The organism is Nocardia brevicatena NBRC 12119 (assembly GCF_000308495.1).
GTDB classification, from domain to species: Bacteria; Actinomycetota; Actinomycetes; order Mycobacteriales; family Mycobacteriaceae; genus Nocardia; species Nocardia brevicatena.
Window position 1 is genome coordinate 26,039 of the sequence record NZ_BAFU01000237.1, and the last position, 10,992, is coordinate 37,030.

Sequence of the window (10,992 nt, forward strand, 5' to 3'; positions counted from 1 at the left end):
CGCTGATCGCTCACCGAGCGCAGGCGAAGTCACCGGCCGGCTCGTGCCCCCACGGCGCGCGTCGCGGGACTCAGGTTCGCGGGACCCAGCCCGAGATGATCACGCAGGGTCGTGCCGGTGTAGTCGGTGCGGAACAGACCACGACGCTGTAGTTCCGGGACGACAAGGTCGACGAAGTCGTTGAAGGTGCCGGGCGCTTGGGCGGCGGAGAGGATGTAGCCGTCGGCTTCGCCACCGTGGAACCCCGCCTCGATCTGGTCGGCGATCTGCGCCGGTGTGCCGACGAACTGGGGCAGGAGTACACCTTGGGCATAGAGCTTGCCGATATCGCGCAGGGTGAGATTGTCGCGGACGCTGAGGCGGCGGGCCACATCGAACAAACCCCGGGTTCCCGGGACCGCGACATCTTCGATCGGGGCATCGAGGTCGTATCGGGAGAAGTCGTGGTCGGTGTGGACCGACAGAGTGATGAGCCCGGAGACCGGGTCGGCGAGTTCGTTGTGGAAGGCCTGCTTCTCGCGCGCGATGGACTCGGTTTCACCGATGAATGGGACGAATGACGGGAAGACCTTGATGTCGTCGGGGTTGCGGCCGAAGTCGGACGCGCGTGACTTGATGTCATCGTAGTAGGCCCTGCGGCCCTCCGGGGTGGGATCGATCTCGAAGACGGCTTCGGCCCAGCGGGCCGCGAACTCCTTGCCGATCGGTGAGGAGCCGGCCTGGATGATGACCGGGCGGCCCTGCGGCGAGCGCGGTACCGTCAGCGGGCCCCGGGTCGCGAACCATGTGCCGCTGTGGTCGACGATATGCACTCTGTCCGGATCGGCGAATACGCCCGAGGCCTTGTCCCGGACGAGGGCGTCGGCATCCCAGCTGTCCCAGAGCTTGAAGGCGACCTCGAGGAACTCGTGCGCACGCTCGTAGCGTTCGTCGTGTCCGAGGTGGTTGTCGAGGCCGAAGTTCTGCGCTTCGGCCTGGTTGAGCGAGGTGACGACATTCCACCCGGCTCGTCCGGCCGACAAGTGGTCCAGGGTGCCGAAGATTCGCGCCACCTCATAGGGGTGGAAGTATGTGGTGGACTTGGTGATCGCGAGGCCGATCGAGTCGGTCACGTTCGCCAGGCCGGCAGCGACCAGGGACGGATCGATGGTGGCCGAGGCCTGGGTTCCGCTGCGCAACGGAACCCGGATGTCGTTACCGTACCGGACCGGCGTGGCCAGCAGATCGGCGAAGAACAGGAAATCGAACTTGCCGCGTTCCAATGTCTGCGCCACCCGACGGTAATAGCCGGGGCCCAGATAGTCGGTTTCCGAACCAGGGTGCCGCCACGCCGCATGCGAATGGGTGACGTGTGAGGCGATCAGGAAACCGGCAAGGTGTAATTCGCGTGACATGGAAAATCCTCGTTCTGTCGGAACTGGCCATAAGGGAAACGGTTCCGAATTGCGCACATAGTTGTCCACTGATCGGCCCGATACCCGCACCATGATCAAGAAAGACGAGACGTCCCGTCACCGGTTGGAATCAAAGAGACCGAAATTCGGCGAGTGGAGGCGACGGCTACCGGACCCGGCCCGGGATATGGTGCGGATATTCCATCGACCGGCGCATGTGTTCTGTCGAGGGGGCGACACACCGGCTTTCCCGCAGATCTCAGCGCGTGCCCCAGGTGCGCAATAAACGATGCGCTGTCGAGCACAACTCGTCGATGATCCGGCCGGCCGGAGCACTCTCGGTCAGCACTCCCACGCCTTGGCCCGCGTCGATCGGGGCCACGGCCGGATCGTCGGCGGCCATCGCCGCGGCCAATGCGTCCCGGGCCGCCGGAGCGTCGGCCAACTCGTCCTCGCGATGCTCCCACTGCCGGGTGAAATCGTTGCGCAGTACCCGAGAGGGGAAGCGGGCAGGCCACGGCAGGTCCTGGCCGATATCGAAGACGCGCGTGGTCAAGGTGTCGGTTGCGTCCGCGCGCATCAGCGCCTCGCGCGTGCGGTCCGACGTGAGTGCTTCTGTGCACATCGATAGCCGTGTTCCCACCCAGGCTCCGGCGGCACCTGCCGCGAGCACGGCGGCCAGGGTCCGGCCGGAGGAGATTCCGCCGGCCGCCGGCACCGGCACTTCGACCGCGTCCAGGACGGCATCCAGCAAGGGCAGCGTGCCCGAGAGCGGCGCCCCGTGCCCACCGCCCTCGGCTCCCCTCGCCACGATCACATCCACTCCGGCGCCCTCGGCGCGACGTGCCTGCTCCACGTCGTAGACCTGGGTCGCCGCTGCGATTCCGTGCCGGTGCACCCTGTCGACCCAGGAGAAATCCTCGGTAAAACTGATCGAGATCAGTGTCGGTCGCGCCGCGAGGGCGGCGTCGAGCAGCCCGTGCTCCCGGGCCAGCACCCAGTCGACCAGCCCGATGCCGGACGGCCCGGATATCTCACCGAGCAATTCCAGTTCGGCGGCCAGTCGCGATACCGAACCCGCGCTGCCCATCCCGATCATCCCGAGCCCACCGGCAGCGGTGACGGCCGCCGCGAGGCGCCCGCCCGCGACGCCGCCCATCGGGGCATTGACTATCGGGGCGCGCAACCCCATATCCCGAGACCAGGCAGTCGACAGCACTTCGGTCCACCTCGCTTGTCTGCGTACCGGCATCGGGGTCGCCGGATCCGGTTGTCGCCGAGACCGTACCCGGCACACCGCGCGCGGCCGACTCGGCCCCGTCGGCGTCCCCCTTGGACACCAACCGCGTATCCAACGCCCGACTCTCGCGGGCGATCCGCTTCGGATCACGCGGTATGGACTGCCCCATACGCAGCGACGTCGTCCGGGCGGCCCTCGCGGCGGTAGCGATCCGCCCTGTCGGTCGACCTGTACGTACAAGCCGTACCGTACGAGCCGCTTAGTATCGGTCAACAGTCGATCGAGGGAGAACGACACCGTGCGCCGACAAATTCTCAACCTGCCCGAGACCGCTCCCGAGGAGGCGCTCGAAGGGCTCGCGCTCACCCATCCGACGCTCGTCGCCTACGACCGGAAGCGCGGAATCGTCACCCGGGCCACTCCGGCGCACGACAAGGTCGGCCTCGTCTCCGGCGGCGGATCCGGGCACGAACCGTTACACGCCGGGTTCGTCGGGCACGGCATGCTCGATGTGGCGGTGCCCGGCGCGGTGTTCGCCAGTCCGACGGCACTGCAGGTTCACGAAGGCACCGTGGCCGCCGATTCCGGGCGGGGTGTCGTGCAGATCGTGAAGAACTACACCGGCGACATCCTCAACTTCCGGATCGCCGGTGAACTCGCCGGCGATGACAACGCGGTCGCGACCGAAACCGTACTCGTCGACGACGACCTGGCTACCCAGAGCGATAACGACGACGGGCCGGGCCGCCGCGGCACCGCAGCCGTGCTCGCGGTCGAAAAGATCTGCGGCGCAAGCGCGGAGGCCGGAGCCGACCTGAGCACGGTCGCCGAACTCGGCCGCCGCGTCGCGCGTAACGCACGTACGATCGGCTTCGCGCTGAGCGCGGGCACCCACCCCGGCGAAACCGCCCCAGCGTTCACGCTCGATCCCGACGAAGTCGAACTGGGTGTGGGAATCCACGGCGAGCGCGGCACGGGCCGGGTCCCGTTCGCCGACGCCGATACGCTGATATCGCTGTTGGTCGACCCGCTGGTCGCCGAGCTCGGCGTGGCTCGTGGGTCATCGGTTATCGCGATCGTGAACGGCCTCGGCGGCGCCTACCCCATCGAACTGTCCATCGCGGCGCGCGCTGTGCACCATCGGCTCGCCGGACGAGGGATCACCATCGCCCGGTCTCTGGTCGGCAGCTATGTGACCTCACTCGATATGGTCGGAGTCTCGCTCACCCTGCTGCCCGCCGATTCCGATCTGCTTCCGCTGTGGGACGCGCCCGTGCGCACCCCGGCCCTGACCTGGTGAAGGAGCCCGCTCATGACCGACGAAGCACTGCCGGTGGGATTCGGACAACGTTGGGTGCACACGATGTTCGAGGCCTTCCTCGACCGCACCGAGGTACTCGCCGACCTCGATCGACGCGCCGGTGACGGCGATTTCGGCGCCAATATTGCCGCCGCCCTGCGCCGGGCGCGCGAGAATATCGACACCGAGTCCCCCGGCTCCTACGCGGCGTGGCTGACCGCGCTATCCCGCGGTTTTCTCGGCACCGGCGGAACGAGCGGTCCGCTGTTCGGCATGTTCTTCCGCGAACTCGCCCGCTGCACCCACGGTTCGGAACCCACCCTGGCGGAGTTCTCCCAGGGCCTGAGTGCCGGTGTGGCCACGGTGCAGCGGTACGGGAAAGCGGAAGTCGGGCACAAGACAATGGTCGACGCGCTCGCTCCCGCGGCCGAAACCCTCGCCGCATACGTCGCGGCCGACGGCGAGCCCGCCGCGGCGCTCACCGCGACGGCCGCCGCGGCGGTGCAGGGCGCGTCCGGCACCGTGTCATTGATCGCCAAGCGCGGCCGCGCGAGCTATGTCGGTGATGTGGCGCGGGGTGTGCTGGACCCGGGCGCGGCGGCCGCCGCCCTGATCCTGCAAGCCGCCGCCGCGGCCTACGAGGAGCGGCCGGGCGATATCGACACCGGGTGGCTCGGTGCGACCGCCTGAATTCGATCCGGACGGTACGGACGGTCGGATGCGGCGTGATCGCCGGTGAAACCCAGCGCACCGCGCGACGAACGCTACGACGTCCGTACGCAGCGACATCGTCCCGCTGGAAGTCGACGTGGACACCGACGAGAAGCGAACCGGCCCGCGGTCCCACATCATCGAGGCCCGGCTGCCGTGCCCTGATTCATCGAGCGGCGTGGGGGGTGAAGACGCCTGAGACGAATCGCTCGATCACTGTGGAAGCGTCGGCGGGAACGAGGTCTCGACGCACCAGTTGGACCAGCAGCCCCTCGACGAGTGCGAGCAGTCCGCGCGCATCATGTTCGGCCTCGCTGTGGGAGCGGTCGGGAATGCATATCCGGATCGCCGCGGCGATCGCTCGGGTCAGCCGATCGGAACCGGCGGAGAGCCGCGCCGACATCTCGGGACGTCGGGCGGCTCGCTCCACCACTGTCAGCCACGCCATCACCTTTGCCTGCCACAATGCGTCCGGCACCGACGTGACCGCGGGAGGAGATTCGTCGACGGCGCCGGGGATCATACTCTGGAGTACCCGGCGCACAGTCGACTCCGCACATCGCGGATCGGTGAGCATGGTGAGCTGACCGACCAGTCGCTCGTCGAGAATGTCGAGCACTCCCGCTACCGCATGGTCGAGCAGATCGTCCAGCCCGGCGAAGTAGTGCTGGACCGAACCGAGCGACAGTCCGGCCTCCGACGCGACCTTGCGCAGACTCACCGCATCCCAGCCGTCTCGGTAGGCCAATCGCCACAGCGCGGCCACCACCTCGTCACGTCGCTGCTCGCGGTCGACGACCTTCGGCACAGCACACCTTCCTTTATTTAATACAGCGACTTACATTAGTGGCCGGAAGCCGAATTACCAAGGGGTCGAGATGGATATCGTCGTGCGCACGGAGTCCGGGGCCGTGCGAGGTGAAACCGGAGACGGATACACGGCCTTTCGTGCCATCCCGTACGCCGCACCCCTGCTGGGAGCCCTCCGCTTCCAGGCACCGGCACCCGCGCGGCGCTGGGACGGCGTGCGCGACGGACGGGCATTCGGCGCTTCCGTCCCGCAGCCGATGATCTGGCATCCCGGCGACGATCCGGAATGCCTCACCGTCAACATATGGACTCCCGATCCCACGGCCTCCGGACTGCCGGTCATGGTGTGGCTGCACGGCGGCGGGTGCCTGGGCGGTACCGCCGCCACCCCCGATTTCGACGGCGCGGCCTACGCCCGCGCGGGAATCGTCCTGGTCACAGTGAATTACCGGGTCGGCTACGAAGGGTTCGGCTGGGTCGACGACGCCCCCTGCAACCGCGGAGTACTCGACCAGATCGCCGCACTGCGCTGGGTGCGCGACAACATCGCCGGGTTCGGCGGAGACCCGGACACGGTGACACTCATCGGCCAGTCGGCCGGCGCCTCCTCGATCACGGCCCTGATCGCCGGCCACGGCGCCCGCGGATTATTCGAACGCGGAATCGCCCAGAGCCCCGGGCGGATCTTCGTTGCCGCCGACGAGGCCCGCACCGTGTCGACCATGATCACCGAGCAGCTCGGCATCCGCCCGACGGCCGACGCCCTGGCCGCCGTATCACCCGAGACCATCCACGCGGTGCAGATGGCGCCGGTAGCGATCATGTCCCGAGACCCGGCACGCTGGACCCACCCGAACGCCCCGTATTCCCTGATCATCGACGGAGAGCTCCTCGAATCCCCGCCGTGGACGCGCACGCGGCCCATATCGGACCCGCTGCCGGATCTCATCTGCGGGTTCACCACAGACGAGGCGCGGATGTTCACCGTCGACGTGGACCTGTCCACCGCCGACCCCGCCCGGACCGCGCACGGTTACGGCCTGAACCCGAGCGCGGTCCAGGACTACCGCACCGGGCACCCCGGCATCAGCGACGACGAACTGCACGCCCTGATCCTCTCCGACGCCCTGTTCCGGATGCCGGCGCTGTGGTGCGCCGAGGCCCACGCGAACGCCGGCGCGAACACCTATCTCTACGAGTTCGCGTGGCCGAGCCCCGCCCGTAACGGTTCACTCGGTGCCTGCCACGGCCTCGACGTACCCTTCACTTTCGATACGCCCCACAGCCCGCTCGGCGTCGAACTCATCGGACCGACGGTCCCGCCGGACTTCGCACCGCTCTCGGCCGAAATGCGCAGCGCCTTCACCGCATTCGCGAGAACCGGCGACCCAGGCTGGCCGAGATTCGACACCGACGACCGAATCCGGCGCGTATGGAAGACTCCCCCGACCCTGGGCCGCGACTCCCTGCGCACCTCACGCCGGGTCTGGCACGATGAACACCCGGCCGAGCAGCAGTAATAGCGAAAAGCGCCACGCCGACCACACCCGTTGATCACCCGGCCCGGTCATGGCCGGCACAGGGCCACGGTCAGCGCAACCGGCCCGAGCACCAGCGGGGTCGAGGCACGATCGGCACCGCTTACCGTCGGCCGGGCAGCGGCCCCGACGACAGCGATCGGCGTGGGCGTGCTTGCCGCCCGGCCTATATGGTGTTCCGACAGGGCGTCGCCGACGATCTCGGCGATCGGGAAGTAGCGCGCCTGGCAGCCGTCGTGCAGGCCGATTACGGCAGCGACACGCGTGTTCCGGCTCAGTTGCCTGTCCAGGTTCGACGGCGAGCTCGAACACTGCGAGGGCAGAGGCAGGCTCCTGTACGGCACCGGTCGGTTCGTGGGGTTCGCCTGATGCGACGAGGGACTGTGTCGATGCGGGACCGCGCTGTTACTTCGCAGATTCCTGCAACGTGTCCTGGGCTTACGCGTCAGTTGCGTGGGAATGCGCGGTGTTGCTGTCCGGCCTGATCACAGCGTGGTCTGCTGGTGCACACGAGGGAAAGCCTGGGAGGGAGGCGGACATATCGGATGATGGCTCGACGCTGGCGCGTCGACAGTTGGGAAAGTACCTGCGCAACGGACGGGAGGAATGTGGACTCACGTTGCGTCAGGCGGCGGACCTGATCGGCCGCAGCAGCACCCTGCAGCGTATAGAGATGGGCACGGTGGCTGCGCGTGACAGGGACCTCGATGCGTTGTGCAAAGTCTACGGGTTCGACGCCGAGCATACTGCAGCCATGAAAGGGCTTGCGGCGCAAGGGAATGAGCAAAGCTGGTGGCATGAGTACGGAGACCTGATTCCGGCAAATTTCGACTTCTACGTGGGACTGGAGGCGTCAGCGCAGCACCTGACGATCTACCAGTCCGAGCTGGTACCAGGGTTGTTGCAGATCCCGTCTTATGCCGGTGCGCTGATCCACGCCGTCTATCCGTACGACAGTGCGACCGAACTCGAGCGACGTTTGCGACTGCGAATGCGTCGGCAAACCCGGATCACGCGTAAGGTCCGCCCCGCACACCTCGATGTGGTTCTGCGGGAATCCGCCCTGCGTGGCGTGATCGGAGGACCGAAGGTGATGGCCTCGCAACTCAAATACCTTGCCGATATCGGCACTCGGCCGAATGTCACCATTCGAATCCTGCCGTTCGGTGCGGGTCTGCCCATGGGGGTCGCGGTCGGCCCGTTCATCATCCTGGAGCTCGGCGCTGAAGCCAATGGCAGTTCGATCGACCCTCCTGTGGTGTACGTCGAGAACTTCGCCGGTGATCTGTATCTGACCAAGCCAAACGTTGTACGGCGGTACCATCAGGCATACCAGAGCATTTGTCGCCAAGCTCTGGACGAGGTAGCGAGCCGGACCCTGCTACGGCAGATGGCGAAGGAGTATGCGTGAACATCGATCTAGCCGGTGCCGAGTGGTTCAAGAGCAGCCGCAGCGGTGGTGACAAGGAGTGCGTCGAGGTAGCCTTTCTCCCGGATAACTGTGTCGGCGTTCGAGATTCGAAGAATCCCTCCGGCCCCGCCCTGACATTCACCTCGGCCGAGTGGTCATCCTTTACCGCAGCTGCAATCCGCGGCGACTTCACCCGCTGACTCTCCCCGCACGACAGCCGCGAGTGGCCACACGGACTCGCGGCTCCGCAACCACCAATCGATCACACCGGCCTGCCTACCGGCGCGCGAGGAACACCCGCGAACTCGTCCAGCTCGGCGACCACTAACGAGTCCTTCGGTGTGATGTCGCGAGTGTGAGTCCGGTGGTGGTGAGGCATCCATCGATGAGGATGTGACAGTCCTGCATTCGGCGTAGGCCGTGACGCAGGGCGTGCAGCAGGGGGGTGGAGTCGTTGAATGTGGTGTTGTCCTGGCTGCTTCGCCGAAGTAGCGACCGGACGCTCTCGAGCGGGTTGAGGTCGGGCGCATACAGCGGCAGCCGGTAGCAGCGGATCCGGTCGTGGGTGTCGACGAACGTGCGCAGGCGGGCGTCGCGGTGCATGTTCAGGTTGTCCCGTACCGACACGATCGGACCGCCGAGCCGTCGGTGGGCGTCGACGAGCAGGTCACGGTAGTCGGCCCAGGCGAAACTACGACACCCGCTGCTCTTCGGGTCACGGTGGTGTTCAGGCCGGTAGATCAACCGGGAGTGCTCGCCGTACTTGTAGCAGGTCACCGCAGCGATGGAGAACCTCCGCCAGGACCGTGAACGTGGGGCGTGCGCCCACGCATCGACCAGGTGCGGCATGTCGGTGGCGTCATCGCAAACCCGGCCTCGTCCTTGAAGACCAGCCAGGCCCCGAGCGCCACCGCCGTGCTTTACCCGTGGCCACGTCTGTTTCACCCACCCCCTATGGTCCGGGGATCCTGCTCGACCACCTGCCGGCCCGGGATCTGGTGGGACCGGCCATGCCGGTGCAGCAGCCGCCGGATGCCCGCCGGCGAGATGTTCGTACCGAACCGGCGCTCGACCAGCGTCCGAATTCGGACCAGGGTCCAGTTCCGGTCCGGCCAACCATGTGCCGCCGCACCCTCGGTCAACTCGGCTGCCGGCGCCGCGAACATGGCGTCGTCGTGTTCCGGCCGGTCCGGTGACCTTTCGATCGCAACGAGAGCTCTACACCGTACGTCCATGCTCTGCGCCACTGCCGCACCGACCGGACACCGACCCGCAATCGTTTGGCAATCCGCACGTTGCCTTGCCCTACGGCAAACATTTCGATTTCTTGCACACGGATGCGTTCCCGGAACGTCCGCCGCTCGGCCGTCAGCCCACCACTTTGCGGATATCTCATGTCCTCGGCATACATCCGCTGTCAACCCTGCGACACCACACCGAAAGTCTCGTTAATCATCAGCAATTGGTCAGTAGCGTCATATTCTGCCTCCATGACATCCAGCGAAACACAGTACGAGGGGCCGTTGCATCAACTGGCCCGCCGCGCATGGCAGGCGATGCTGGTCATCGGCTTGGTGTCGGTGGTCGTCGGTACTCTGGTTCTGGTCTGGCCTGGACCGACGATCGTGGTCCTGGCCATTCTGTTCGGCATCTATCTGCTGGTTTCGGGCATCTTCCAGTTGGTCGCGGCGTTCGGCAGTCACGTGTCGAGCGGTTGGCGGGTCATGCTGATCGTCAGCGCGGTGCTGTCGTTCATCCTGGCCTTCTTCGCACTGCGCCACCTCGGTGACGCTATTCTGCTGATGGCCCTGTGGATCGGTATCGGCTGGATGTTCCGCGGCGTGGCGGTGCTGGTCGCCGGTGCGGACGCGCCCTCGGGCACCCCCGGGCGCGGCTGGAATGTCTTCTTCGGCATTGTGCTGCTGATCGGTGGCGGCATGCTGATCGTCTGGCCGTTCCACTCCGTCACGGTGCTGACACTGGTGGCCGGTTGGTGGTTGGTCTTCATGGGCATCATGGAGGTCGTCGGTGCTTTTCAGGTGCGCAGCGGGGCGAAGAACGTAGCGAACGCCTTTTGAGCTCACACCGAAGTGGTTGGCCGGCAATCAACCCTGCCGTGCAGGCATTCTCGTTCGGACGGAAGGTTGGGAGCGCCCGCAGAGCAGAAAACGAGAAACACCACCACCGCCGCCGGGCTACGACGTCGACCTGATCTTCCCCTCGTTCGACCGGACCCTTCGGGACCCTGTCGACGTCAACCATCAGGGGCAGCGTGTACAGAAAGCACTCGGCCTGTCCGATGACCCGAGCCCCTGTGCGTTCCGCGAACCGATCGCGTCGACGCTCGACGATGCGAAGCCGTCCGCACGTGTGACCACGGATGTTCTCCATCGAATGGCTTTGTTGGACGCTTCCGACCGATATCATCGCTGTTCAACGATATTTCTCTGATAGTTCCGTCCATCTATGACTGTTTTATGGACGGCGAGGAGAGGTGTTGAGCGTCCTCGTGGTCGCCTGTTGCCGCTTCCATCGACCACGCTCGCGGTGCGCAGCGGACCGGTGCGGCGAAAGGCGGTCTCAAAGGG

At 66.4% G+C, this 10,992-nt stretch carries 14 protein-coding genes; 7 read left to right on the forward strand and 7 right to left on the reverse strand.

Translation table 11 applies throughout. The annotated features are described in order from the left end of the window. Positions 1–29: 29 nt before the first annotated feature. Both ON20_RS28420 and ON20_RS28425 read right to left on the reverse strand, forming a co-directional pair. Positions 30–1,394: an LLM class flavin-dependent oxidoreductase gene (locus ON20_RS28420; protein ID WP_040840686.1), complete on the reverse strand. Its 1,365-nt coding sequence runs from the start codon at positions 1,392–1,394 to the stop codon at positions 30–32. 259 nt (positions 1,395–1,653) lie between these two features. Continuing rightward, positions 1,654–2,613 carry an NAD(P)H-dependent flavin oxidoreductase gene (locus ON20_RS28425; RefSeq protein ID WP_040840688.1) on the reverse strand — a complete coding sequence of 320 codons (960 nt, stop codon included), beginning with the start codon at positions 2,611–2,613 and terminating at the stop codon, positions 1,654–1,656. A 319-nt stretch (positions 2,614–2,932) separates the two neighbouring features. Here ON20_RS28425 and ON20_RS39425 point away from each other — a divergent pair, with 319 nt between their 5' ends. Together ON20_RS39425 and dhaL are read left to right on the forward strand one after the other, a co-directional pair. Further along, entirely contained in the window at positions 2,933–3,934 is a 1,002-nt protein-coding gene (locus ON20_RS39425) for a dihydroxyacetone kinase subunit DhaK (RefSeq protein ID WP_040840690.1), read from the forward strand. A gap of 12 nt (positions 3,935–3,946) precedes the next feature. After that, a complete protein-coding gene (gene dhaL, locus ON20_RS39430) occupies positions 3,947–4,624 on the forward strand; it encodes a dihydroxyacetone kinase subunit DhaL (protein WP_040840692.1) in 678 nt (225 codons plus the stop codon). A gap of 187 nt (positions 4,625–4,811) precedes the next feature. On the opposite strand, the gene ON20_RS33605 is transcribed toward dhaL, so the two are convergent. Further along, a complete protein-coding gene (locus ON20_RS33605) occupies positions 4,812–5,453 on the reverse strand; it encodes a TetR/AcrR family transcriptional regulator (protein WP_051163567.1) in 642 nt (213 codons plus the stop codon). A gap of 70 nt (positions 5,454–5,523) precedes the next feature. Between ON20_RS33605 and ON20_RS28445 the strand changes: the two genes are divergently transcribed. Further along, entirely contained in the window at positions 5,524–6,975 is a 1,452-nt protein-coding gene (locus tag ON20_RS28445; RefSeq protein ID WP_051163568.1) for a carboxylesterase/lipase family protein, read from the forward strand. 47 nt (positions 6,976–7,022) lie between these two features. On the opposite strand, the gene ON20_RS39435 is transcribed toward ON20_RS28445, so the two are convergent. Further along, positions 7,023–7,337, reverse strand: a complete 315-nt coding sequence (locus ON20_RS39435) for a hypothetical protein (protein WP_040840694.1) — start codon at positions 7,335–7,337, stop codon at positions 7,023–7,025. 122 nt (positions 7,338–7,459) lie between these two features. Between ON20_RS39435 and ON20_RS35175 the strand changes: the two genes are divergently transcribed. Continuing rightward, positions 7,460–8,404 (forward strand): helix-turn-helix domain-containing protein, encoded by a 945-nt coding sequence (locus ON20_RS35175; RefSeq protein WP_245547544.1) that lies wholly within the window; start codon positions 7,460–7,462, stop codon positions 8,402–8,404. Then, on the forward strand, positions 8,401–8,604 hold the full coding sequence (locus ON20_RS35180) for a DUF397 domain-containing protein (RefSeq protein ID WP_083865404.1): 204 nt from the start codon (positions 8,401–8,403) through the stop codon (positions 8,602–8,604). The genes ON20_RS35175 and ON20_RS35180 overlap by 4 nt, the downstream gene beginning before the upstream one ends. Before the next feature lie 124 nt (positions 8,605–8,728). Here the strand turns inward: ON20_RS35180 and ON20_RS28460 are convergent, their stop codons facing one another. The 3 genes from ON20_RS28460 to ON20_RS40740 form a co-directional block, all read right to left on the reverse strand. Next, positions 8,729–9,181 (reverse strand): transposase, encoded by a 453-nt coding sequence (locus ON20_RS28460; RefSeq protein ID WP_218002675.1) that lies wholly within the window; start codon positions 9,179–9,181, stop codon positions 8,729–8,731. 164 nt (positions 9,182–9,345) lie between these two features. Then, positions 9,346–9,570 carry a helix-turn-helix domain-containing protein gene (locus tag ON20_RS38240; RefSeq protein ID WP_218002676.1) on the reverse strand — a complete coding sequence of 75 codons (225 nt, stop codon included), beginning with the start codon at positions 9,568–9,570 and terminating at the stop codon, positions 9,346–9,348. Further along, the gene (locus ON20_RS40740; protein ID WP_218002677.1) at positions 9,543–9,815 is read right to left on the reverse strand and encodes a helix-turn-helix domain-containing protein; all 273 of its coding nucleotides are present in this window, start codon (positions 9,813–9,815) and stop codon (positions 9,543–9,545) included. Before ON20_RS40740 ends, ON20_RS38240 begins: the two co-directional genes overlap by 28 nt. Between ON20_RS40740 and ON20_RS28470 the strand changes: the two genes are divergently transcribed. Together ON20_RS28470 and ON20_RS38250 are read left to right on the forward strand one after the other, a co-directional pair. Further along, complete coding sequence (locus ON20_RS28470) at positions 9,799–10,482, forward strand: HdeD family acid-resistance protein (protein ID WP_245547545.1); 684 nt, start codon at positions 9,799–9,801, stop codon at positions 10,480–10,482. The two genes, ON20_RS40740 and ON20_RS28470, sit on opposite strands and share 17 nt — an antisense overlap. Before the next feature lie 16 nt (positions 10,483–10,498). After that, a complete protein-coding gene (locus tag ON20_RS38250) occupies positions 10,499–10,855 on the forward strand; it encodes a hypothetical protein (protein WP_218002678.1) in 357 nt (118 codons plus the stop codon). Positions 10,856–10,992 lie beyond the last annotated feature (137 nt).

Excerpts from the sequence above, each read along its gene's own strand:
- ON20_RS28445 (WP_051163568.1), top strand. The coding sequence starts at position 5,524 with ATGGATATCGTCGTGCGCACGGAGTCCGGGGCCGTGCGAGGTGAAACC.
- ON20_RS28470 (WP_245547545.1), top strand. The coding sequence starts at position 9,799 with ATGTCCTCGGCATACATCCGCTGTCAACCCTGCGACACCACACCGAAA.
- ON20_RS38240 (WP_218002676.1), bottom strand. The coding sequence starts at position 9,570 with ATGTTCGCGGCGCCGGCAGCCGAGTTGACCGAGGGTGCGGCGGCACAT.
- ON20_RS40740 (WP_218002677.1), bottom strand. The coding sequence starts at position 9,815 with ATGTATGCCGAGGACATGAGATATCCGCAAAGTGGTGGGCTGACGGCC.
- ON20_RS28420 (WP_040840686.1), bottom strand. The coding sequence starts at position 1,394 with ATGTCACGCGAATTACACCTTGCCGGTTTCCTGATCGCCTCACACGTC.
- dhaL (WP_040840692.1), top strand. The coding sequence starts at position 3,947 with ATGACCGACGAAGCACTGCCGGTGGGATTCGGACAACGTTGGGTGCAC.